This window comes from Desertivirga arenae, assembly GCF_017355785.1.
Taxonomy (GTDB): Bacteria; Bacteroidota; Bacteroidia; order Sphingobacteriales; family Sphingobacteriaceae; genus Desertivirga; species Desertivirga arenae.
Map to the genome: position 1 here is coordinate 974,711 of NZ_JAFEWE010000001.1, position 26,565 is coordinate 1,001,275.

Consider the following 26,565-nt stretch of genomic DNA (forward strand, 5'->3'; position numbering starts at 1 on the left):
ATTTACCTTAGCCCTCGTTAACGAATGTTTATTCATTTTTTTATTAACCAATTATTATGAGAAAGAAAATTACGCTATTAATTGCGTTTTTACTTGTCATCATCACAGGAGCGAGAGCACAAAACATTACCGTAACAGGAGTTGTGAAAGACAGTAAAGGGGAAACCCAACCTGGGGTATCTGTAAAAGAAAAAGGAACTACCAGAGGCACAGCCACAGACGCAAATGGAAAGTATTCTATTTCCGTTCCTCAAACAGCCACCTTGGTTTTCAGCAGTATAGGGTTCTCCTTACAGGAGGTACCTGTAAATAACCGTTCCACAGTAAACGTCACCCTTCGTACAGACAATACTCAATTACAAGAAGTCGTTGTTATTGGGTATGGAACTGCAACAAAGAAGGACGTAACCGGAGCAGTATCAAGTGTAAAGGCTACACAGCTTGAAAATGAGAACCCTCAGAGTGTTTCTGATATACTTAGAGGTAATATTCCCGGTCTTAACGTAGGTTTAAGTACGAGCGCGAAAGGTGGAGGAGATCTTCTTGTTCGGGGAAAAACTACTTTAAGTGCTGGCACATCTCCCCTGATTGTATTGGATGGAGTTATTTATAACGGGCAGTTGTCTGATATAAACCCTAATGACATTGAGACCGTAGATGTTCTTAAGGATGCCAGTTCACTCGCTGTATTTGGAGCGAAAGCAGCAACAGGAGTTGTGGCTATTACAACAAAAAAAGGGAAAAGCAGTACGCCGACAATTACAGTTAATACTAACATCGGTTTAGCAAAGCTTGCCAGAGACCAGGAAGTTTACAACGGCCAGGGATTTCTAGACTGGCGGGCCGATGTTGCCAGAAGTGGTGCGACAAGTGCTGCGTATCTCTACAATAACCCTAATAATTTACCAGAGGGTGTAACGGAAGCACAATGGCGCAATGGTGTAACAGGAGACCTTACCAAGATTTGGCTTGACCGCCTCGGCTTGGTTGCGAATGAGCAAGCTAATTATCTCTCTGGAAAGACTACTAATTGGTATGATGAGATTTTCAGAACAGGCCAGAGACAAGACCATACAGTTAGCATTGCCGGTAGAAAAGATGAGGTAAACTACTATATGTCTCTTGGCTATCTTAAAAATGAGAACCTGATTCAGGGCGGACAGTTCAGTACTTTTCGTACCCGTGTTAATTTGGAGGCAAAGGCAGCCAAATTTCTTACCCTTGGACTCAACCTGCAATATGCAGACCGGAATGAGGGGGCTATTGAAGCTGATTGGAATCAGCTAACCAATTTGTCGCCCTATGGAGATATGTATAATGCCGATGGAACATTGCGTCGTATTCCAACGGACGACAACGGTTTAAATGCAAGAAATCCATTTCTTGATATGACTTACAATGACCGGTTTGACAGACAGAATACGCTATTTGGAAGTCTTTATACAAAAGTAGCCCTGCCTTTTGGCATTTCTTATCAGCTCAACTTTAGTCCGGGCATTGATATGTTCCGGACTTTTAATCACGCGTCGTCATTGAATCCTAATGTAACCACTCCCGGAGGTTCAGTTACACGTGCACAGGAAACAAGGTACAACTGGCAAGTGGATAATCTCCTTAAATGGAATAAAACCTTCGCGAAAATTCATAATGTTGATGTAACGCTTTTGGCAAATGCTGAAAAATATCAGACCTGGTGGACCTCAGCATATAATGAAGGGTTTGTACCGGGCGACTTTCTTTCCTACCACAATGTGTCAAGCGGAGTTAAACCTGCCGTAAACTCAGAAGATAAGGTTTATACCGGCGATGCACTAATGGGTAGATTAAACTATAGCTTGATGCAACGCTATAATTTAACATTATCCGTAAGAAGGGACGGGTACTCTGTATTCGGGGTAAAATCTAAAAGAGCTGTATTTCCCGCAGCTGCTCTAGCATGGACATTTACGGAAGAATCCTTTATGAAATCCCTTCCCTGGTTGAATTATGGAAAGCTACGCGTTTCATATGGTATCAACGGGAATCGTGATTTAAGGAATCCTGATAATGGAACTGTTGACCCTTATGCTGCACTTGCCATATTAAATACTGGAAAATACCAGTTAGTGACGCCGAGCGGAACAGCGGTTGAAGCAAATACAGCTGCTTTAAACCCAAGAATGCCAAATCCTAACCTGCAGTGGGAACAGACCGCTTCATTCAACGCTGGATTGGACTTCTCTATCCTTAGAGACAGAATAGGCGGAACTATAGAGGTGTACGATAAACAGACATCTGACCTTTTGATTCGAGAGTCGGTAGTTAGAGTTTCAGGATACAATAACGTATTTTCAAATATTGCCAAAGTTTCTAACCGAGGTTTCGAATTCAGTTTAAACACAAAAAACATTCGCAAAGACAATTTTAACTGGAATACCAACTTCAATCTCTTCTTCAACCGCAACCAGATAAAAATGCTTGCAAGTCCAACTGACGATCCAGGTAATGGCTGGTTCATCGGAAAGGATATTGATGTTATCTGGGACTACAAGATTCTAGGGGTATGGCAGGAAAGTGAATTAGCCGAGGCGAATAAATTCAATAAGGGAATAAAGGCAGGAGACTTCAAACTTCTGGATGTGGACGGGAATTACGTTTATAATGACGTCGACAAACAATTCCTGGGCTATACAAGTCCGAGGTTCACCTGGTCAATGAGAAACGAGTTTAATATCCTTAAAAACTTCGACTTCTCATTCCAGCTTTTATCCAACTGGGGGCAGAAGAAACGTTTTGACCAAGCGAAAAATCAACCAGGAAGTGTGGGATTCGGCCGTTCTTCTTCTTACATCCTTCCTTACTGGACTCCTGAAAATCCGCGTAATGACTTCGCTCGTTTAAATTCCGGATTAAGTGGAACAAGCTTTGGCGTTTATCGTGATAACTCTTTTATCCGCCTTAATACAGTTGCAGTTGCCTACTCTGTGCCTAACAAATTCGTGAATCAGGTTAGATTAAAAAGCGCTAAGCTCTATCTTAATGTGAACAATGCAGCTCTTTATGCTCCAACATGGGACTACTGGGATCCTCAGAATAATGGTCCAACTCCACGTTATTATACCCTTGGCCTCAATGTAACCTTATAATTTTTATCAAGATGAATACTCGAAAACAACTTAGTATATTTTTTATGGCGGCAGCATTAGTAGCTGCCGGCGGTTGCAAGAAAAGTTATCTGGACGCTGATCAGTTGTCCAGCTATGCGCCAGAAACCTCATTAGGTACTGCAACGGCGATGAAAGCAATGTTAAATCAGTGTGGGTTACAAATTCGCGGAGAATACTTTGGAGACTCGGCGCCAATGTTAACGGAATCAATATTCTCGGATGTTGCGGTTGAAGGAACAACAGACAAAAGCACACCAGCGCAGGACCTTATAACCAGGATCACTCCTGATGCGGAACTGAATAACAACGACTATAATAAAATTGGATATTATTGGGACGAAGGGTTTAGGGGAGTGCGCTACGCCAACACCATAATTACAAACATTGACCGTCCGAAATACGCTTCCGAGGCAGAAAAAAATGCAATTTTGGGATCTGCCTATTTCTATAGGGCCTATTTTTACTATCGCCTGGTTCATCAGTTCGGAGACGTTCCTTTACTCCTAAAGGATCTGTCTGAACCTAAAAAAGATTTTTACACCACAAAGAGAGAGGTGATCTTACAAAAGATGAAAGAGGATCTGGACCTGGCGAAAACCTGGGTTCCGGATAATGTTAACAAAGGAGAGGTTACCAAAGGAGCTGTAAATCACCTTTTAACCAAAATTAACCTCGCATTAGGAAAATTTGATGATGCTATTGCATCTGCAACGAGTGTAATAAGCGGATCTCCCTATGGCTTAATGACCCAGCGCTTCGGCAGTACAGCAGGAGATGTAACGAAGAATGTTGTTTGGGACCTGCACAGGATGGACAATAAAGCTTTAGCAACTAATAGAGAAGCTTTGTTTCTTGTTATTGACCGCGATAATCTTGCTTCAGGGTTTACTCCATTCGGAAGTCAGGTGATGAGGAACTGTGTTCCTGCCTGGCATTTTGCAAATCTAAAAACGCCTACAGGAAAACAAGGGATTGTGGATGCTGTAACAGCAGAGTTTCCACTAACAAGGATGTACGGTAGAGGAATTGGCCGGTACCGGGGAACACCATACAGCACTAAATACATTTGGACCGACAACACAGACCTGCGTCATGCTAAAGGGATGTGGATGGACATGACAGACCTTGTATATAACAATCCCGCCTTAAAAACCTCTACGGATGCGGCAGACAAAGCTATCTATGGGAAGCCGCTCCAGGAATACTCGAGCTCTAACTTAAATCAAAGGTTTACTAACGGAGGATTCGATACTATTCGCCACTGGTTTGGCTGGCCTCACTACAAAGTGTTCATCAATTCAACCAACCAATACGCGAACGATCCTTATTGGACTCCACCAAGAGGTACAAATACAGACTGGTATGTTTTCCGCGTAGCTGAAACATTGCTACTAAGAGCTGAAGCATACTATTGGAAAAATGATCTGGGACTTGCAATGGCGGATATTAATGCAGTAAGAGGCAGAGCTCAGGCTCAATTACTAACAGATGCGTCAAAGGTAACAATAGGAACAATCCTTGACGAGAGAGCCCGCGAGCTGTATTGGGAAGAGCCACGGAAAACTGAGCTAACCCGGATCGCTTACATTTTTGCCGCAACAGGAAAGCCAGCATATAACGGTAAGACCTATACATTGGCGGCTTTCTCAGACAACAACTTCTTCTACGATAGGATTATAGAGAAAAATGATTTTTATAAGAATGAAGTACCTACGGTGCAAGGTGTTAAATACAGGATAGCACCTTACCATGTATTATGGCCAATTCCAGCAGATGCTCAACGGTTCAACACCAACGGTCGGATCAACCAAAACAAAGGTTACTCAGGCTACGAGAACAACGTTGCTCCTTTGGACAAAATCACAGAATAATTTGCCTCACTTCTCCGGCGGGATTCATCAATCCTTCTCATCATCCGGAATTATATAAATTGGTTACACGCGGGGTCTAAAGGGCCCCGTGTTTTTTAACTAAATAATTTATGACTCAGACTCTTTCAAAAACCAATAGATCTGCCTATTCTGAAGGTCACCTTGAATTGCGGCCCCACGCGAGCCTCAGAATACCATCGATCGATGTTCTTAGAGCTGTCGTTATGCTTCTGATGATCTTAGTGAATGATCTGAGCAGCGTTTCTAACCTCCCTAAATGGATAGGGCATGCTGAAGTAACTGAAAGCAGACTCGGCTTCGCTGACACAATTTTTCCGGCATTTTTATTTATAGCGGGTCTCTCCATTCCACTAGCCATTAATGGGAAAATTAAACAAGGAAAAACTTCACTTTCGATAGCTCTCTATATCCTTGGGCGATCTTTGGCATTAATTATTATGGGATTCTTTCATGTGAATGCAGAAACCTACAACGACGCTTCAGGATTACCCAAAGCAACGTGGATCTTTCTGGTAACATCAGCCTTCTTCCTGATCTGGTTGCAGTACCCCAAAGGCTTTACAAAAGGAAAAATTTTCATATTGAGATTAGTGGGCGTTCTTCTTCTCCTGGGTATGGCTTACGTTTACAAGGGAGAAAATAAGGGGCAATTAGGGGGAATGCAACCATCCTGGTGGGGGATCTTAGGTATAATCGGTTGGGCGTATCTTGTTACTTCCTTCCTATTTTTAGTTTCCAGAAAATACGTGATTGCTCAGGCATTTCTACTCTTGGCTTTCTGTACTATAAATCTACTTACACATTTGAATCTTGTTCCTTTCAGTATTCCCATTGTAAACGATGCTTCAAGCATAGCTCTGATGTTGTTTGGTACGTGCACCGTAACCCTTTATGCTACACAGCGGTCTAATATTGTAATTTATCTTCCGCTTGCCGCCCTTTTATTGATAGCCCTGGGAATGCTTCTTTCCCCCATAACAGGCGGTATTTCTAAAATAAACTCTACACCAGCCTGGGTTTTTATTTGTGCAGGAATAAGTGGTCTTACTTTTTATTCTTTTATTATCCTTATTGACCGAAAAAATAAAGCCAACTGGTTCAATCTTATTAAACCGGCAGGAACAAGTACACTTACCTGTTATCTTATCCCCTATTTTTTATATTCCGGGTTTGAGCTTCTCCATTTCTGGTACCCTGGATTTCTAAACTCTGGTTTGTTGGGAATTTTAAGATCTCTCGGGGTTTCTTTTCTTATTATTCTATTTGTGGGGTACATCGAGAAAAAAGAGCTAATCCTAAAAGTTTAATTCAACTACATGAAAACAATAAAGAAAAATTTTCCTGCTCTTCTAATACTATTTCTGGCTCAATTTGCTCTTGGACAGCAAAGAATAGATAAACCTGTAATCATTGCATATGCAGGAGGATACAAGGGACTTATAGACACCTCGAAGATGGAGCCTCTTAAGATCACCCATATAAATTATGCTTTCATAAATATTAAAGATGGTAAGGCTTTTCTGGAAAATAAAAAGACAGACACTGTTAATTTCAAAAACCTCAATGCGCTGAAACGTATAAATAAGGATCTAAAAATTCTAATTTCCATTGGAGGATGGTCTTGGAGTGAAAACTTCTCAAATGCCGTTTTAACCGACTCGTCTCGCAGAGCTTTCGCTAAAAGTGCAGTAGATATTGTGCGGGGATACAAACTCGATGGGGTAGATATCGACTGGGAATATCCGGGAATGGCTGGAGAAGCAGGAAATTTATACCGCCCTGAAGATAAGCAAAATTACACGTTGATGTTCGCGGTACTACGGGAGGAACTGAACATGCTGGAAAAACAAAGCGCTAAGAAATTACTCCTTACAACAGCCACTGCCGGATTTGCATCTTTTCTTGACAATACCGAAATGGCTAAGGCGCAACAATACCTGGATTATGTCAACATTATGACCTACGACTTTTATTCCAGTAAATTGGCGGGTCATCATACCAACTTATTTTCATCTTCGCTTAATCCCTCTGATAACTCTGCAGATAAAGCTGTCAAAGCCTACGTTGCCGCTGGAGTACCTACCAATAAACTTGTTATGGGGATTGCCTTTTATGGAAGGAATATGAAGATTTCAGGCGAGAGCAAAATTGGCCTGGGAGGCAAAATCACCTCACAAACCTTTGGGGATGGCTATTCAAAGATTAAAGATAGCCTGGTAAATAAGAACGGGTTTAAAGAGTATCGGGACGAAGAAGCTAAAGCGCCTTATTTATATAATGATCAATCGCAGCTGTTCATCACCTACGATAATGAATGGTCTGTAAAGCACAAATGTGATTATGTACTGGAAAAAGGAATGGCCGGAGTGATGTTCTGGGAGTATGACAATGATGAAAAAGGGTACTTATTAAGTGAGATAAATAAGGTGCTGGGGAAATGATCTATTTCCCTTCGGCCCTCCTTCGTACTTTATTTACTAACAACTGCCATTCCATATAATCTTCATCACCGGATGCCTTTTTTATCACCTCTAAATAGGCTGGATCAAAGTAATCGGCTGTCACCAATGCCACAACTCCTTTAGATGGTATAAAATTAGCAACAATGAATCCTTTTTCATTATTATTGGCGCGTTGTCTGTCGAACTCAACCTTACTGTTTTGAAATTCCTTGTGTGTTTTTGCACCTGTCATAAAAGGAACCAGAAAATCAGTAGATTTCTTGATTGAGCCCCCTTTGGAGGATTCGATGGTAAAGTAATTTTTACCGGTTGCTCTTTGAATTACTATAGCTGTTTTAAGCAAGGGCTCTACACTGAAGATATGGTAATTCAAAGCATCTCGCTCGTAAAAATCATGTGTAGACCCGTCAGGATTCAAATTCACCTCTAACTGCCTGTTCAATTCATTCTCAACTATTTTGTCGTACTTACCCTCTTTGAGCACATAATTTATCATTGTCATCATCTTAATCCGGTGAGAATTCCAATTATTCACGGCAGTCCCCTTGTTTCCTTTACCGGAAGGATGATTAACCTCAGCAGTAGCCATTGCATCTAACCAGGCATCAATTAGTTTACGATCGTTAATACTGAGGGCTTTTCTTATCAAATCATATCCGAATACCAGATCCTCCAATTTGGTTTCATTTATAGGATTTCCATCAGGCTTATTTTCACGGGCCCAGGCTTTTAAAAATTCCACCGCTTTGTTTAGATATTTTCTTTCTCCCTTAAGTCTGTACATAAGTGAGAGAGCGAATATCTTATTCACATCTCCCAATGATTTCAAGCTGGACATCTTCGCAGGGTTCCCCATTAGAAGTCCCTGGGATTGAATCAGTTTAATCGGGTCTGGTGCATCCGTTAATGCTTTTTCAGCCCTGCTTTCAAATTCCTTAACTATATCCCTGGCTTTGGGATTATTCTTCAACTCCTTTTTCAACAACTTCAGTTCAACTTTTCTAAAACTTACATCTTGAGCATTTAATTGAGCTAAAGGGAATAAAAGTAATAGTGCTAGGATATTTCTCATCGAATGGCTGGTAATTGATTTTTAAAACAGAATTTTACAGACTTTGATCCGGGAATTGAAGCATTATTACCAACAAGATCAGAAAGGGCACAGATATGCTTATCATAAGAATACGCAGTTGAACCAATTTAATCATTTTACTCTGCTTCCCTCTCTGAACCTTGCGGTAAATAGTAATTATTGGAAAATTATTCTACCAATTCAAACTTGTTCTGAAGTGGTAAATTATCTGAAGCTGAACCAATCATCAGTTTAAACTCGCCCGGCTCGGCGTTCCAATTCATCCGCTGATCATAAAAGGCTAACTTTTCTTTATTGATGGTAAAGGAGATTGTTTTGCTTTCTCCTGGATTTAACATGAGTTTCCTGAAGTCCTTCAATTCCTTAACAGGTCTGGTTACACTGGCTACAAGATCTTGTATATACAGTTGGACAACCTCTTCGCCTGCATATTTCCCTGTATTTTTCAATGTCATTGTTACAATTATCGAGTCTGATAACTTCATCTTTTGTTTATCAAGCTTCAAATCACTTAAGGCAAAAGTAGTATAACTTAACCCGTGACCAAAGGCATACTTTGGCGTATTGGGCAGATCGATATACACTGATCTGTAAGTTTTATCATTCTCATTCATTGACGGCCTGCCTGTATTTTTGCAATTATAAAAGAGAGGGATCTGACCTTCAGAGCGAGGAAAAGTCATAGGAAGTTTTCCTGCAGGATTATAGTCGCCATAGAGCACGTTTGCAATAGCATTTCCAGCTTCGCTTCCCAACCACCACGTGTACATGATCGCATCAGCATTGTCGGCGGTCCAATTAAAAATCAAAGGACGCCCGGCCATTACCAATACAACCATGGGTTTTCCGGTGGCTTTTACCGCTTTAATAAGTTGTTCCTGACATCCTGGTAGTTTAATTTCTGCCCGGCTCTTTCCTTCACCACTCATGTCAAAGGCTTCACCAACAGCCATGATTACAACATCTGCCTTCTTTGCCACTTCAATCGCTTCTTCAAAACCAGCGGAAGCAGTATCTGAAATGCCACAACCTTTTGCATACAGAAGTTTTGTTTGCTTGCCCACTTTATTCTCCAGACCTTCATACAAGGAAACCAGATGATCATTATCCCATTTTACCGACCAGAAGCCTTTCATGTCTTCGTTTGACTTTGCCAGGGGACCTATTACTGCTATATTTTTAAGGTTCTTCGAAAGCGGCAATACCTGGTTCTGGTTCTTAAGTAAAACGATACTCTTTTCTGCCACTTCCCGGGCCGCCTTTCTATTTGCATCAGAGTTCAGTATCCTTTTCTCCCTGCTATCGCTACTAAATCTAAATGGATCTTCAAAGAGGCCAAGTTCATACTTCTTACGAAGAATTCTTCTCACCGCATCATCGATCAAAGCTTCAGACACCTTACCCTCCTTAACTAGTTTTGGTAAGCTAGTGACATAGCTACGACTTTCCATATCCATATCACTTCCGGCATTGATTGCAAGGCGCCCAGCATCTGAATTATCTTTAGCAAAGCCGTGCGGCACCATCTCCTTTATCGATCCCCAGTCGCTTACTATAAATCCTTTAAAATTCCACTTTCCTTTTAGAATATCTCTTTGAAGATAGCTGTTACCCGTTGCCGGGATACCATTCAGATCATTAAAAGAATTCATAAAAGTTGCTGCACCCTCATCTGCAGCAGCTTTAAAAGGAGGCAAATAAGTTTCCCATAAAAGCCTGTCGCTCATGTCGACTGTATTATAGTCGCGTCCAGCAATAGCGGCACCATAAGCGGCGAAGTGCTTCACACAGGCCATTACCGCATCAGTGCTACCCAAACCTTTGCCCTGGAATCCTCTTACCCTTGCCCTGGCAATTAGAGAGCCAAGGTAAGTATCCTCTCCAGCTCCTTCCATTACCCGGCCCCATCTGGGGTCACGAGAGATATCAACCATCGGAGCAAAGGTCCAGTGAATACCAGCTGCAGCAGCTTCTGTTGCCGAAACCCGGGCAGAAGTCTCGATCGCCTTCAGATCCCAACTTGCAGCTTCTGCCAATGGAATTGGAAATGTAACACGATAGCCGTGAATAACATCCAAACCGAATAAAAGAGGGATCTTCAATCGCGATTGGAGCGCCAGCTCCTGGACCATCCGGGTATCTTTGGCACCGCGCACATTCAGCATGGAGCCAACTTTCCCTTCCTTAATTTCGTTGTATTTAGTACTGTTTTCAGTAAGAGGGCCCGTTGCCAGACGGTCACTGGTATATTGGTTAAGCTGTCCAACCTTCTCTTCAAGGGTCATTCTAGCGAGAAGACTTTCAACTTTAGCATCGATACCATATTGTGCTTGTGCAAAGACAATCCCATTAAATTTAAGGGCGAAAACAATTACTCCGCAAAGAGTTTTTCCAGAGGTATTAAAGAACCTTCTAAACACTCTCCTTCCCACTACTGAGCAATCGCTCACGAAGGCTATTTTAAACATATTTATCAAAAATTGCAGGATTATCTTTAATAGTTTAATAGAAACAATGAGAGGTACATACACTAGTTATATCCTTTATTTTGGCCCAGTGCCGGTGCCCGGTTTAATTCATTTTGTGAAATAGGGAACAAGTAATTTTTCTCTGTAAATACTCTGTTCTCTACATTAAACCTTTCGAAATTGAACGTACCGTTTGCATTTTTGGTAATGCGCATCCCGGTTACAGGCTTATTAAAATAGGTCTCACCTTCTTTCCAGCGACGAACATCAAAAAACCTATGCTCTTCAAAGCATAACTCTACACGTCTTTCATTACGTATTCTTGCTCTGATAGCTTCTTTGGTTGGGGCTACATAACCGTTCCCGGCAGGGTTGGTTGTTTGCAGTGCGGGCATTGCTACACCGGCTCTTGCCCTGATCTGGTTTATTGCGCCCAATACCTGAGTCATGGCTGCAACTCCCTGTGCTTCATTCAATGCCTCTGCATAGTTTAAAAGTGTTTCAGCATATCGGAAGAGGATCCATGGACGGCGGCGATTAACTACAGGGTTGCTATTCCATGAAGCAGCCGGGTCCATAAACTTACGAAGGTAATAACCCGTTTTTGTGGCATTCACATTTACACCAATTCCGTCTTTTCCACCAATAAAAGTTTCAACTACAGAGGCAGGAGTAGTTGTTTTATAGGTTTGTCCGTTGTACAGGATTGAAAATCCGAGCCTTGGATCTCGGTTTAAATAAGGATTTGCATCACTGTAAACAGCCAATGGATCTGTTATTAATCGGCCAGTAGTTTTCATTTCAAAAGCATCAACAAGCTCTTGAGTAGGATTGGTGCGCCCAAGTCCTCCCTCATAACTTACCGGCGCATTTTGCCTGTCAAACTCGGCTGCATTGTAGGTCTGGGTTGCAAAGATAACTTCATCATTGTACTGATTTGCAGCAGTATTCCACATCCAGAGATTGCCGTAACTACTAAAGATCTTGTGTTTGTTTAAATCCATAATTGCCTTAGCAACATCTGCTGCCTTTTGCCACTTAGTTTGATCTCCGGATGGATTATACAAAGGACTTGCTGCGTATAACAATATCCTTGATTTTAAAGCCATTGCCGCAGTTTGCGTAGCCCTACCGTAATTAGCTGTATTTGGATTATTATTAGGATCGCCAATCATCCAATCCTTTGTCCAGACCGGTAATCTTGCAATTGCTGAGTCACAGTCAAGGGTAATTTGCGCAACACATTCTTCGAAAGAATTTCGTGGCAGGTTTAAATTTTCATCCGGACTCAACTCTCTGGTTATGATAACAGCACTTCCGTATCTCTTTACGAGCTCAAACAGGAAGAAAGCTCTGAGAAAAAAGGCCTGCCCGCGCATTCTTTTAACATCCTCATCATAGCTGAGGCCATTCATAGGAACAATGTTAGCAGTCTTGATTTTTTCAAGAAAAATATTAGTCTTACGAATTCCGCTATACATATCAGTCCAAACATCATCAACTGTTCTAACCGGTCCCCAGGTGCCATTGTTAAAAATACTGATATCACTATTTGGATTTGAACTCACGGCTTCGTCTGATGCATCTGCCAACAGAGACCATTCACCCAATACATTGAACCTATGTTCTACATGTGAATAAATATTATTCAGATAGTTCCGCGACCAGTCAGCGTGATTCCAGAATTGTTCTTCAGTTACATCACCGTCCGCAGGAATAGTTCCATCCTGCAGAAAGTCATCTTTACAGGAAACTCCCAGAATTCCGACTACAAGTAAAAGAGTATAAAATATCTTCGTTTTCATTTTTACAATCCTTAATATTAAAACTTAACATTTAAGCCCATCGAGTAGATGCGCATGTAGGGGTAAGTAGAATATCCGGCATCGGGTAATTCAGGATCTAAATCCAGCCCTTTCAGCTTGTCAAAAGTCAGCAGATTCAAACCGCTTATAAAAAATCTGCAAGTAGACAATTTTATCCTGCTTGTCAGAGAGGCTGGCAAGGTATAACCCAGCTCTGCATTCTTCAGTCGCAAATAATCGCCCGAACGAAGCCAGAAATCCGAATTTTGAGTATTATTATCACGGTCTCCGATTGCTAAACGAGGATATTCAGCTATTCCCGCAGTTTCCGGTGTCCAGCGATTTACACTAAACTGATTAACATAACCTGTGTTGTTACTACCCGCGTTAACTAAGTCTTTAATTGAAATAGTCCGTCCTTCAGTACCTTGAAACAGGAAGGAAATATCAAAACTTTTGTAGGATGCATTAGCGCCAAAACCAAAGAAAGCTTTCGGTACGAAATTGTAATCAGTTACAGAAAAGTCAAGATTATCAATTACGTTATCACCGTTGATGTCCTTGTAGCGGATATCCCCAGGCTTTACCGTTCTTGAAAATCGTTGCACAGGAGCCTTATCAATTTCTGCCTGGTTTTGGAAGATCCCGTCAGCCTTTAGGAAAGAGTTAACATAGGAGTTCCCCTGAATAACACTTGAAATAGCGTGCCCCTTTCTTTTCTGATAATCGGGTAAACCAGCACTCTCATTAATTGAAACAATTTTGCTCTTTGTATAAGTGTAATTACCAAACAGGCTCAGGTTTAAATTACCAATCTTCTTATTAATATTTATGTCGGCTTCAACTCCCCGATATTCACCTTCGCCTTCATTTACATTTACTAAAGACTGTCCTAATATATTAGGTAGTAACGACCCTGTTAACAGGTCAGACCTATTTTCATAAAAGTAATCTGCCGAAAGTGATAGTGCTTGTTTGAATAACTGACTATCAAAACCTAAGCTTGCTTTTTTCACCTTCTCCCAAGTCAGATTCTCGTTTCCAAGTGTACGTTCTGTAGAACCATTAGCGCCGTTGAATCCTGTACCAAAATTGTATCCTGTACCACCTCTATTCCAGGTACTGTTGAAGGAAAACCTCCTTGAAAGTCCCAGAGCATCACTGCCCATCAACCCGTAACTTCCTCTTAACTTTAAATAATCAAGGAAAGAAGCCGATTTCATAAAGTTTTCATCCGACACTATCCAGCCAGCAGAGAATGCTGGAAAGAAACCGTATCGCTTACCCGGCTTAAAATTCTCTGATCCGTAATAAGAACCTATAAGGTCAATGAAGTAACGTTGTTTATATCCGTAGGTTAGCCGGTTAGAAATTCCTTCTCTTTTTTCATCCAGGGCGAGGAATGTTGTAGCAACAGTTCGGTTAAACCTGTTTGAGAAGTTAAAACTGTGATCTCCAAAGCTTTTATCATAATCAAACCCAATCCATAGCTCATTATTCCTAAAATTTTCCCTGAATTCATTTGCTGAATAGTTAGCTACAGTTGCATTCCCAAAACGTGCATAGCTACCATTATCATTTCTTTGATATACCTCATAGGTTTGAGTAAAACCATGTCTGAACAATCCTCTAACATCGTAGGAGTATAAGGCATTTAAACTTAATCCATCAATTATAGAACCCAGTTTCTGACGCACGTTAATGGTTGCGAGCATATTTCTACCCACATCTGTACTCACACCTCCAGCCTGAAGCATTGCCAGGGGGTTATTCGACTGAAAATTGGAAGTCCCACCGTAAGTACCGTCTTCATTCAATACGGGAAAGGCATTTGCCGGAGTACTATAAATAGCAGAAAGGATGCTTGATGTCCCTACTCTCGGGAATCTGAGGTTTGTGATCCGTCCGCCTACATCTAAACTAACATCCAACGACTTATTTACATGCAGATCCAGATTAGTTCTCAAATTATAACGCTTAAAGTTTGTATTGGCATCATACAAGGGGTTCTCTGCGCCTTGATAAAAACCAGCCTGGTTAAGGTAGCTTATCATGGTATAGTACTTGATAAAGGCGTTTCCTCCGCTTACCGTTCCAATATATCGTTGAACTGGGGTAATGTCTTTTGTAAAACGGTCTACAAAATTGTTATTAGGATATAAATAGGGGTTAGAAGATGGATCCCTATAGGCAGCAAGTGTAGCATCGCTATAAGTTGGACTACTACCGCTGTTGATCTGGGCCTCATTATAAAGGCTTGCAAATGTATAAGAATCAAGTGGCTGAGCTATTTGCATAGGTGTTTGCCAGCCGTTCTGAGCATCTACAGTAACCCTGGTTTGAGTAGCAGAACCACGTTTGGTTTTAACATAGATAATACCATTGGCTCCGTACATTCCATACCATGACAATGACGCTGCATCCTTCAAAACACTAATACTTTCAATTTCATTAGGATCCATTGCTTCAAAAGCACGTGCAACCCCGTCCACAAGAACAAGCGGCTCCTGATTATTATTATAGGAAGAACGACCACGGATCATAAATGAAGAGACATCATAGCCAGGCTGTTGCGACCCATTCTGATAGATGTATAAACCTGACACACGACCCGAAAGAACCGTATTTAGTGATGATGAAGGAAGTTGAGGTAGCTGATCTCCATCAATCGAACTAATGGTGGCACTTACCTGCCTTTTCTTCCGGACTCCAAAGGGGATGTAAACATTATCCTGATCTCCGGCATACAAAAGTGAACGTTCAAGGATAATTGTTGCATCTTTAAGTTCAGCCGCCGGCTTTATTAAAGTACGATATCCTGCTAATTGAAAAACAATGGCATCACTTGAAGTACAGGTGATAGCGAAAAGCCCCTCCGCTCCTGTATTTAAACTCTTGGATTTTGATTCTTGCACAGAAATATTCACTCCTGCGAGAGGCCTCTTATTTTGATCTACCACTACCCCATTTATAGTAATGTTTTGATCAGGCTTCTGTGCAAATATTGATACGGATCCTGCCAGAATAAATAGCAGGAGCATTAAAAATCTTTTTAGATTAAGTCTCATAAAGAATGTTGATCTAATTATATGAATTATTACTCCCACCCAGGATTTTGCTTAAGGATACCTTTACTTTTATAGATCTCCGTTCTCGGAACAGGGTACCGGTGTTGTCTGTCTTCAAAAATCTTCTGAAAAGCATCCCCTAACAGGGCTTTCGTATAAGTAAAGGATCCATTTGCATTCTTTACCACATCCATTCTATACATGGGTGTATTTATAGTTTCGACACCAATTTTCCAGCGCATGATATCGTACCAGCGATGGTCTTCGAAAGCAAGCTCTATAGCTCTTTCATGCCTGATCCTGGATCTAAAGGCTTCCTGAGTTCTTTCAACATATCCAACGCCCGCAGGATTATCTGTCTGAAGAGCTGGCATATTTACTCGTGCTCTTATCTGGTTTACAGCACCCAGAATACTATTTTTGGAAAGATCAGATCCGGGGCCTTCTGCCTCATTCAAAGCCTCTGCATAATTCAATAGTATTTCAGCGTAGCGGAAGTAGATATAATTTAAGAGGGTTTGAGTACCACCATTGGTTGAATAAACTTCGGGCCAGTATTTCTTACAATAGTAGCTTGTAGCCGTGAACTTGATATCGGTACCAGCGTCCTTTCCATAAGTGGTTTGCTCTTTGCCGTTCACAACGGTAGTTTGGCGCCAGGTTTCAATTTTCTTACCCTGCCAGTCTGCATTATTATATAATATATTCGCATAGAATCGTGGGTCTCGGCCAGTATATGGAGACTGTGCGTTATAACCAGATCCAGTCTCGGCGGGCAGTTTTGCAGTTGCTGCCATCTCATACATATCCACATGATTCTGGGTTGGATTCATCTGTCCTTGTTGCCCGCCCGATGCTGGAGACATAGAGAAGTCTTGAAACATACCTGCAATAGGACGGTTTCCTCTCACCTTAATCATTATATATTCAGGAGATTCAGGAACATTTAATATATTACTATAACTAGCCTGTAAGGAATACCAGCCCTTGTCTATAAGTCCTTTTGCTGAATCTGCAGCTAATTTCCACTTAGCTTTATCGTTAGTAGGATTGTTTACAGGACTTGCAGCATATAACAGCACTCTTGACACCAGTGCTGAAGCCGCTCCTTTGGTAGCTCGTCCATAATTTGATGAACCATACTCCGGATCGGTATCCATTCCCAACTCGTTTACAGCTAGCTTTAAATCAGAAAGAATAAAGTTAACGGTCTCCTCCACCGTCGCCCTCGGCAGGTCCACATCATCATTTACAGTGTAAACCTTGTCCATAAGGGGCACTCCACCAAAGCGTTTAAGTAATTCAAAATAGCACAAAGCTCTTACAAAATGCATCTCTCCTCTTACCCTTTTAGGCCTAAAAATCCCCTGCTGCTCTGCTGTTTGTTGAGGGACCTTATCGATATTTTCAAGCATTTTATTAGCTATAGCTATTCCCTGGTACGACCTTTCCCAAACGTCACGTATATCATTAAGGGAGGCAGCTACAGCATGATCGTGATAGCGACCTTTATTTAGTGTAACTACTGTATTTTCTGAATTTCCGCTTACCGCTTCATCTGAGGCCTGAGATGTAGCTCCACGGTAGGCATTAAATCGTACATAGTCATTGATGAGATAGTTGTATGCTTCATCTGCATATCTGGCAGCCTGAACAGCATCTCCAAATACCTTTTCATCATTCAGCTCAATTCCAGGGGCCCTATTAAGAAAATCTTTTTTGCAGGCTCCCTGTATTAAAGCTAGAGACAAAAGAGCTGCTATATATCTTTTACCAAAAATCATCCTATTGAAGATTAATATTTAAACCTAGATTATACACTCGTGAAGAAGGGTAAAGTGCCTGTAGTGGGAAGGCCTGATTTACCGTATTTAAATTCTCAGGATCCACATACATTCTGAACTTTGTCCATGTGTACAAATTCTGCCCGTTTGCGAATATTCTTATACCTCTGATCTTCATCCTGTCTGTCCATCTGGATGGTACAGTCCACGCTAGTTCGACATTCCTTATTTTCAGGTAAGCTGAATTTTGAAGGATAAAATCATTAAGAGCATAGTTTAAACCCGTATAGCCTCTGGAATGGAGTGCAGGCCAGGTAGCAGTAGACGCAGTTTCAGGAGTCCAACGTTCCAGTTGAACGGGATACATTTGCTGACCATTATTTTGCTCGTTCAGGATTAGATTTGAACTTACATGGGCTGCTCCCTGAAATAAAACAGATAGTGATACCCCTTTCCAGGAAGCCCTTGGTGTAAAGCTGTATATATATTCCGGATTACTCGAGTAGCCAATAGGTTGTCTGTCTTCAGACGTAATAACTCCATCGCCATCCAGATCTTTGAATTTAAGATCACCCGGAATTATACTTTGTCCGGGGACAGCTCCCTGAGGTTTTACCGAATTATTAATATCCTCAATGGAAGTATAAAAACCATCAGTTACGTAACCAATAAATTGATTAACCGGCTTTCCCTCTACTTTTAATCTATCCGGTGTCCCCTCTGGTTCATCAAAATTTCGTACCACATTTTTCGCAAAAGACAATTGACCATTAATACCTAATGTTAACTCCCCTGTCTTTCTTTCGTAGTCCAATTCCACCTCATATCCCTTGTTATAGACCTCGCCATTATTCAGCAGTGGATATTTGTGACCGAATGAAAGTAGGCCTCTCTTAGCCTCGATAAGGATATTTTTTCTTGCCTCATCGAAGATATCGACATTAAATTTCAAAGCACCCTCGAAGAACCGGCTTTCCAAACCAATATTTCGCTTGGTGCTTCTTTCCCATGTCAATAGCTCATTACCAATATTGTCTGGCGAAATCCAGGTGATTGGATAATTGGTTGGCGACTGAGGCGAACCAAATTGAACCGAGTTGCCTGGTCCACCAAAATTAGTTCCACCATTCGTGTAACTTGTTAGAAACAAAAATCTTCTACCGCCTATATTATCGCTACCTACCTGTCCATAACTTCCCCTAACCTTTAAATAGCTGAGCCATTCAACCTTCTTCATAAAAGGCTCATTAGTTAGTGTCCAACCAAATGATCCGGCAGGGAAGAAACCGTACTGACGGCCTTTCATAAAGTTTTCGGAACCGTTATACGAAGCATTGAACTCGAAATAGTACTTATCTGCGTAGTTATAGGTGATCCGATTAACGAGGCCTTGCATAGCCCTTGGTGGAGACTGAAAGATATCAGCACCTGTATTAGTTCTCAAAAGCTGCCTTGTGCCCAATAGCAATGCAGTAAGACTATGCTTTTTAATACTCTTTTCATAGTTAAAGCCTACTTGCAAATTGGAATTGATATCCCCTGAAATAGGTGTGTAATCATTGGTTACGATTGCACCCAAAGGCTCATCACGCTGCCGTGTATCGGTTGATAAGCTGATTTGGCCCGTGCGACGGTCCCACCGGTAAGCGGCCCAGTTAGCATTCCTTCTTGCAGTATTAAGATAATAGGCATCATAACCGAAGTTTGTCTTAAAGGAAAGACCTCTGGTTACTTTATCCAGCTTCCAGTTAATATTAAACGTACTTTCGATGGCGTTGCGGGTATCTGTCCTTGTACCGAATCTTGTAAGCACTGCATATGGATTCCAGATATTAGTTCCTACATCTGCATTTTGAGCAATTCTTCCGTCCGGAAGAGTTACAGGAAATGCATAAGAAGGTGTTTGCAGGATCCTTGAGATCATTCCTTCCATAGTATCATAGGAAAAGGCTGAACTTGAACGCAATCCTGAGGGTTGGTAACGTTTATCAAAACGGCCACCTAACTTTATACCAAAAGTTATATCCTTACTTAGATTAAAATCTAGATTAGACCGGAAATTATATCTATTGTAATTCGGAACTGTATTGATTCCATAGGGAGAATCAAACTTTTTGAAAATACCATCCTGAAATAAATACCCTGCAGATACGAAGTACTTGGCAATTTTAGTCCCCCCGCTTATATTCACATTATGTTGGGTTTGCGGATAGTATTTACGTGTTAAATAATCAAACCATTGTACATCCGGGTATCCGTAGGGATCAGATCCGTCCTTAAACTTCTGAAGTTCTTCGTCTGTAAATGGAGCTGCTTTCTGGTCATTAACATAAGCTTCGTTAAGAAGAGATGCATTGTTGTAAGCATCCAAACCGCGCGGAATTCCGGTATAAGTTTGCAGACTCACATTGCCTGTATAAGAAACGCGGGGAGTACCTATTTTTCCTCCCTTTGTTGTGATAACAATTACACCATTGGCTCCGCGTATACCGTAAACTGCCGTTGAGGATGCATCTTTAAGAATGGAGATGGTTTCAATTTCATTAGGATCAATATCGCCAAAACCAGGTCGTTCAATTCCGTCAACAACCACTATCGCATTTGAATTTCCAGTAGTTGCAATACCACGGATGCGTAAAGTTGCTGCATCTGCGCCAGGTTGACCACTGGTTTGAATTGCTTGCAAGCCGGGAAGTTTTCCAATAAGACTATTAGTTGGGTTTGCAGTTGGTGATTTTAATATTTCCTGACTGTTAATACTGGAAATAGCTCCTGTTAGGGTAGCCTTCTTTTGCGTACCGTACCCAACAACTACCACTTCTTCCAGATCCGTTGTATTATCGGTTAATTTTACATCGATCACTGTCTTTGCGCCAACAGCTACTTCTTGTGATTTAAAGCCAATAAAGCTGAAAACCACAACATTAGAAGGCGTAGCCCCCCTCAACGTAAATTTCCCATTTAAATCGGTAGTTGCTCCAGTCTGTGCGCCTTTAACCTTCACACTAACACCTGGAAGCGGTTCTCCTTTTGAATCTGTAACAGTACCGGTTACTACGCTCTGAGCTAAAGCTGAAAGCATAAAACCAATGGTAAATAAAAACAGCAAAACAAAGGATTTTAACTGTTTGATATACCTGAACTTATTATCAAATTCTTTTCCCGGAGAATAGTAAAGTTTGTCCATGTAATTATAATTTTTTTTGCACCGGACCGTCAATTAATAGAAAGCCAACTCTTTAGTATTAATGGTTCAGTACGGTTGATAATTGGTTTGAATAAGTGTGTTAACTTCTTTGAAGCATGCAACCTTGTTGCGCTCTTCACCCTCTTTATTCCTTCTACTTTAGGTAATCCTCATTTTGAATAAATGCTTGTTCTAAACTCTAATTGGTGCTGTAAAGTTAAAGGGTTTTAATTTAAAAAAACAAGATAAGTTCCTGATAAATAGATACTTACAAAGTAATTGATACGCTTTACTAACGGGTAACATTTACTGTTAATACTTGATTTTGAGCAACAAATACCAGATATAGGTTAATAGCGTGGAGTGTAGCGATACGCTTAGATAACACTAAAGAATTTTCAATTATTTTTAACTGTTTCCGGGACACTGCTACCCTAACTAAAGATTAGTATGAAAAGAACAGAAAACGCGCCTAATTGAGTACGAGAGAGACCCTTTTTTTCTTTTACTAATGAGAAAAATAAAGCCCGGGACAGAAAATCCAGGGCCTGTAAAGTGGAAATAACATTAAAATTCGAAGCTTTACTACTCAACTACTTCAAGCACCAGCTTACTCCAACCTTTCTCACCTGCATTCTTCAGCTCACGCTTGCGCTCATCCATAACTTTTTTCATTTTGCTGCCATATGCCCAGCAGGTACTTTGCCTGATGGAGAGTATCTCTGAGAGTTTGTGCGACGAAATTTTACCCTTGGTGGAGTACACAAGGAACAGCATGTAAAAAGCTTTATTAATTGGAATTCTACTGTTCTGGAAAATGGTATTGGCAATAACTGATTCCTCGTATCGACATTTAGTACAACGCCGGCTATAAGGTAATTGTCCTTCATGGAAATTTGTGTTCCCACATTTACGGCAACTATAACCTTTGGTCCATTTCAAATCTGAGAGGTACTTAAAACACGTCTCCCGGTCAGGATAAATCTTGGAGAACTCCTCAAAATCTACCTCCTGAGACATTACCCTTGCCCTTGTTACTTTTTCTATACTTACTGTAAGCTCCTGATTGTCCTTTTCCAGAAGCAGGTTCATTCTGGATATTTCTTCAGCTTGTTGCTGTAAAAGCACATTCACAGCTGACAGTTCTTCATTTTTTTGCTCAATGATCTTAGCTTTTTCCACAACCTCCCTGGTGCGCTGGTCTACCAAAGTTGTTAATTCACTGTTCAGGGTATCCTTCAATTTTTCATTAACCTGCAACTGATAGATCATTCTCTTCTGTGCCTTGTCTTTACGCTTCCTAAGGTGCCGGATGTTATCACCGATAGCGAAAGACACTAACACCATCTCTACAACAAAGCAAAAGCTGAGACTGTAGTGAGTAACGGGACCATATGGTAACCAGCTTACATTTAATAGAACAAGTATTTTGGTGACAAACCCTAAAAGAAGGAAACTGTAACCGACCACAAAGAAGCGGGCAGGCTTATATCCTTTTTTCCAGACCGTGATTCCGGAATAAAGGGCCACAATTAGCGGTAGTATCTCAACTAATTTATAAGTAAACAGCCTGGTATCAAAAAGACATATTACAAAGAACAAGGTGCGAAGACCTATAACAATTAGAACAGTTTTATATAGAACCGGCGATTTACTTTTGAGATATAAGAAATTAAGAGAAAAGAGGAGGCCACAAACACTGCTTAGATACAATGCTATTCCATAAGAGTAATTATTTAAAATGGGATTGTTCGGCCAGAGGTACTGGAAGGCTATTCCGTCTACACACATTTCATACAATCCTATACTTAGATTATACAGAACATAGTACAAATACTGCTTCTGCTTTACAGCAAAAAACATAAGTAAATTGTAGAATCCAAAAACAGCGATCATTCCATAGAAAAGCCCGAAGAAAAGGTATTCTTCTGTGGCATATTCCGAGAACCATTTGAAGCTGCGGAGCACAACGATAACACTTGCTGCCTGTGTTGACTGCACCCTTATATAGAATACCTTTTCTTCAGATGTGGTATTAGAAAGATTGTAAGTAAAGTTTTTATGGGTATACTGCCTGTTCGAAAATTTGTACTTATCGCCGAAGCGCGATATTTTAAACTTTCCATTACCTATCGGCTCAAAAAGAGTAATATCATCTATGGTCTGGTCAAAGAATTCCAGCAGCCATTGCTGCTCTGACCTGGGAGAGAACTTAACCTTTATTCGGTACCAATATGCAGAATTCAGGTTGAATGCTTTAGGCGTATAAACAGCACTGGGTGTGAATCTACTTTCAAACTTTACAACGTCAGCTATTTTAAGGAGGGTAGAAGGATCTTCCAGCTGCTCAATCTCTTTGTATGAAAAGATATGTTGAGGAACAGAATCTCTGATCTGAACTGCAGGCTGGGAGAACACTGAAACAGAAACAAGAATCAGCAAAAGAGACAATAAAAGTCTCACAATATTATCTATTGCATTTTTAATAAATACATTACACTCACGCATCTTTTCGTTCTATCCCTTGAATGAAATTTGATTAGCTAAACCCTACCTATTGGTTTCAGAATTGATTAATTGGATATTGAGCTAAAGTATCAATTTTTAGCGTACAGAAGCAAGTAAATTTTGAATACTTTTAGTTCCAAATAACTTCTTGCTTTACATTCTTAAATGTATTGCTCTCGATCTTATTGTCAAACGGGGCAATGTTCTGCTGCAGCGGAGAAGGATACCGGGCTGGGTCAAATCTTCCGGTCAGATCAATATTCTTGCTATCACCTACTAAAATACCCGTTTCACAATCTCTGATCTGATTGGTTTTAATGACGCAATTACTGGGAGCGACATAAAAACCAGTTTCCATCTTCCCTTTACCGGCGCCATAAAGTAGTCTGATAGCTATTTTTACTCCTGATAGTTGGTTGTTTAAAACTATATGTTCCGTTCCGCTTAGCCGGATTCCGCTGTTTCCGCCCTTTATAATATTACTATCTATCAGACAATTATGACCGCCACGCATTACTATTTCACCATCGCAATCTTCCAGATAATTTCTTATATACTTATTATTCGAACTCTTGTTACTGATCACCTCGGCCTCTCCATTACACCTAATAAAAGTATTCTCCCGAACTGTTGCATTTGCCTTAATTGTTCCTAACAAAACCGGCTCCTGACCAATCTGGACACATTCTCCCCCATTCAAATTCTTCCAGCTCACCTTTTGTTTATCACGCCAAAGGTTATTTTGTATAAGGGTATTTTGAGGACAAGTTTCGCGTGTGATCTGAACTTTCAAATCCTGCGCATCTTTGTTATTTAAAAAACTACAACTATCCACTTCATTGTTCTTTCCATTTCCGGAAATAATGATCAAAGACATATTTTGGACCATTACCCTGTTGTTTTCGAAAATGCAGGAACTTATTCGCGAATTCTCAGAGTCATCAAGTTGGATTAAAAGGCCGTTCTTTCCTTCTGATTTAAAAAGAGTACAATTCTTAAAGTTGATATCCCGAATAACTGTGTACTTTGTGCGAAGATGAAATATAGGGGCAGAGAATTCCCCGGCAAAAACTACCTCTCCCCTCCTTTCAGCACGAATAACAATAGGCCTCTTAGCACTACCGTTAAGATTTACCTTAGTAGCCCAGCCATGGTACTCTCCATTTTTTATTGTAATGACATCTCCCGGCTTTGCCTTAGCTGCCGCGGCCTCAAACTCTTGCTGCGAGGCTACCTTGTACTCTTTGGCATTTAAGCTACCAAAATAAAATACTGCAAACAATAGTATCAGCTGATACTTAAATCTTCTTTCCATTTATGTTTAAAAATTGTAATTCACCCCAGTTTTTACAATGATGCCACCTTGTTTTACTTCGTTTAATTGCGTTATGCTCGTTTTTCCATTCGCCAGGAACAGCTGATCCGTTCCCCTGCCTGTTTGGGTAAACCAGGCTGCAGCACCAAAAGATAAAATAGTTTTGCTGCCTAACCTGGTCTTTAATGATGGTTCACAGTTAAGTCCGAAGCCCTTAGCCTTGTGTTTGAAACTAACCGGGTGTTCAAATTCTTCAATTAGATTCCAATTAGCCTTTGCCTTGTAGTGCAATTGATTATACGCTATACTTAGATCAAAAGAATAAACTTTACTTAACCGTTTCACAACCTTGGTCTTGAAATACCATCCTGTAAAGTTTGGAGCATAAGAGCTATTAAGGTTAGAACCAGGATCTGAAAGAAATAACCTGGAAGTTCTCTTCATGGGCCCAGCCGATATTCTTACCTGAGTTTTGGCTGTACTACCACAGGAATACCCAAGGCCGAGCGATGTGATGGAAGAAAATCCTTTCTTTGTTGGAAGGACTGTATAAAATACTCTTTCATCCCTGTCATCCTTACTAAAATCAGAATCGCTGACCTTGCCATTATAGATCCTCCCATAATAACACCCTCCCTCTGCAAAGAACTGTCTCAAACCAATGTGTACTCCAAATTCAACCAATGGCCCCTCTTGCCTGGTCCATTTTAACTCAGAGAGAATATTAGGATTTTTCCCTTCAGCGGTTCCCGCTATGGACCAATTAAGACTTTCAAAAAAAAAGCCAGTTCCGATGTAAATAACGGGCCGTAAAACGCTAATGTCCCTTTGCTGAGCAGCTAAAGGGACGATGTTAAAGGCCACTAAAACAAGGATTATTAATAGTTTCATACAGTAATGAAGGGGGTATCCCTCAACCAAGATACCCCCTGTATAGTATTAACTTGCTATTCTCGTCCAACTTAAATCGTTGTAGTAAATAAGGCCATCAGAAGTTGATTGCCAATAAGTATCACTACCTCCGCGGAAGGTATGGAATGTTATTTCCTTAATTTTTCTATAGGTATCATTCGTTGTCCATCTGAGGGAAGTACTTAAAAGGGTAACTCCGTCTATCTGGTAAAGAACACTACCATCAGCATTACTTCCATTGTTGCTTTTTACCCTTATCCTTACAGTGTACCATTGGTCTTTATTTAACCTTACACTTTGCTTGCCAAAGTTATTACCGCAGCTTTCTGGCATATCTTTATAATAAACGTAAGGTCTGAAATAAGGATTATCACTACCGCTGTTATCCTTTTGATTAGTTGGGTTATACCACATGAGACGAGCTGTACCACCTGTTCCATCCCAGGCAGGATTACAGCCGGTGAACCCATTTCCAATTGCAAATCCGAAACCTACTTTACCCCCGCGGCTCCACTGAAAATTAGGTCCGAAACGAACTTTAAAAGTAAGTTCATATTCCGAACCATCCGATACATCAATATTAACAATATTACCATTGGAAAGCGTATTAGCCGGGATTCGAATGCGAGCCTGGTTACTGTAAATCGAAGCATTTGCCTCTTTCCACGTGCCCGAGATATTTCCAAAGTCTCCGTTCGCCTGGGATAAGGTGTACGTTCCGTCTGCACGATCGAAACTGACTGACCGGCTGCTGTAAATGGCTCTGGGGCTAGTATCTTCATCAATTATCTGCGTATCTGCAGTAACATTTTTCTTGCATGAACTTGCTAATGCAAGAAGTGAAAGCATCATACCTGACGCTAGGATTCTTTTAGAATTCGAAGTGATGTTCATAAGTTTAATTTATAAGTTTACATTGGTTGAG

At 40.8% G+C, this 26,565-nt stretch carries 14 protein-coding genes; 4 read left to right on the forward strand and 10 right to left on the reverse strand.

What is annotated here, in order from left to right; all coding sequences use genetic code 11:
- Positions 1–56: 56 nt before the first annotated feature.
- The 4 genes from J4N24_RS03850 to J4N24_RS03865 all read left to right on the forward strand — a co-directional run bounded on the left by J4N24_RS03850 (position 57) and on the right by J4N24_RS03865 (position 7,479).
- Positions 57–3,125 (forward strand): SusC/RagA family TonB-linked outer membrane protein, encoded by a 3,069-nt coding sequence (locus J4N24_RS03850; protein WP_207532300.1) that lies wholly within the window; start codon positions 57–59, stop codon positions 3,123–3,125.
- A gap of 11 nt (positions 3,126–3,136) precedes the next feature.
- The gene (locus J4N24_RS03855; protein WP_242691489.1) at positions 3,137–5,017 is read left to right on the forward strand and encodes a RagB/SusD family nutrient uptake outer membrane protein; all 1,881 of its coding nucleotides are present in this window, start codon (positions 3,137–3,139) and stop codon (positions 5,015–5,017) included.
- 110 nt (positions 5,018–5,127) lie between these two features.
- Positions 5,128–6,345 (forward strand): DUF5009 domain-containing protein, encoded by a 1,218-nt coding sequence (locus J4N24_RS03860; RefSeq protein ID WP_207532301.1) that lies wholly within the window; start codon positions 5,128–5,130, stop codon positions 6,343–6,345.
- 9 nt (positions 6,346–6,354) lie between these two features.
- Positions 6,355–7,479: a glycoside hydrolase family 18 protein gene (locus tag J4N24_RS03865; protein ID WP_207532302.1), complete on the forward strand. Its 1,125-nt coding sequence runs from the start codon at positions 6,355–6,357 to the stop codon at positions 7,477–7,479.
- 1 nt (position 7,480) lies between these two features.
- Here J4N24_RS03865 and J4N24_RS03870 read toward each other — a convergent pair whose 3' ends face one another.
- The 10 genes from J4N24_RS03870 to J4N24_RS03915 all read right to left on the reverse strand — a co-directional run bounded on the left by J4N24_RS03870 (position 7,481) and on the right by J4N24_RS03915 (position 26,534).
- Entirely contained in the window at positions 7,481–8,572 is a 1,092-nt protein-coding gene (locus J4N24_RS03870; RefSeq protein WP_207532303.1) for an alginate lyase family protein, read from the reverse strand.
- A gap of 188 nt (positions 8,573–8,760) precedes the next feature.
- On the reverse strand, positions 8,761–11,061 hold the full coding sequence (locus J4N24_RS03875) for a glycoside hydrolase family 3 N-terminal domain-containing protein (protein WP_207532304.1): 2,301 nt from the start codon (positions 11,059–11,061) through the stop codon (positions 8,761–8,763).
- A gap of 62 nt (positions 11,062–11,123) precedes the next feature.
- Positions 11,124–12,866 (reverse strand): RagB/SusD family nutrient uptake outer membrane protein, encoded by a 1,743-nt coding sequence (locus J4N24_RS03880; RefSeq protein ID WP_207532305.1) that lies wholly within the window; start codon positions 12,864–12,866, stop codon positions 11,124–11,126.
- A gap of 17 nt (positions 12,867–12,883) precedes the next feature.
- Positions 12,884–15,934 carry a SusC/RagA family TonB-linked outer membrane protein gene (locus J4N24_RS03885; protein WP_207532306.1) on the reverse strand — a complete coding sequence of 1,017 codons (3,051 nt, stop codon included), beginning with the start codon at positions 15,932–15,934 and terminating at the stop codon, positions 12,884–12,886.
- Between the two features lie 29 nt (positions 15,935–15,963).
- Positions 15,964–17,718 carry a RagB/SusD family nutrient uptake outer membrane protein gene (locus tag J4N24_RS03890; RefSeq protein ID WP_207532307.1) on the reverse strand — a complete coding sequence of 585 codons (1,755 nt, stop codon included), beginning with the start codon at positions 17,716–17,718 and terminating at the stop codon, positions 15,964–15,966.
- Between the two features lies 1 nt (position 17,719).
- Positions 17,720–20,905, reverse strand: a complete 3,186-nt coding sequence (locus J4N24_RS03895) for a SusC/RagA family TonB-linked outer membrane protein (RefSeq protein ID WP_207532308.1) — start codon at positions 20,903–20,905, stop codon at positions 17,720–17,722.
- A gap of 585 nt (positions 20,906–21,490) precedes the next feature.
- Entirely contained in the window at positions 21,491–23,413 is a 1,923-nt protein-coding gene (locus tag J4N24_RS03900) for a 7TM diverse intracellular signaling domain-containing protein (RefSeq protein ID WP_207532309.1), read from the reverse strand.
- A gap of 130 nt (positions 23,414–23,543) precedes the next feature.
- Complete coding sequence (locus J4N24_RS03905) at positions 23,544–24,728, reverse strand: chondroitinase-B domain-containing protein (protein ID WP_207532310.1); 1,185 nt, start codon at positions 24,726–24,728, stop codon at positions 23,544–23,546.
- A 6-nt stretch (positions 24,729–24,734) separates the two neighbouring features.
- Complete coding sequence (locus J4N24_RS03910) at positions 24,735–25,619, reverse strand: hypothetical protein (RefSeq protein WP_207532311.1); 885 nt, start codon at positions 25,617–25,619, stop codon at positions 24,735–24,737.
- Between the two features lie 48 nt (positions 25,620–25,667).
- Positions 25,668–26,534 (reverse strand): polysaccharide lyase, encoded by an 867-nt coding sequence (locus tag J4N24_RS03915; RefSeq protein WP_207532312.1) that lies wholly within the window; start codon positions 26,532–26,534, stop codon positions 25,668–25,670.
- Positions 26,535–26,565 lie beyond the last annotated feature (31 nt).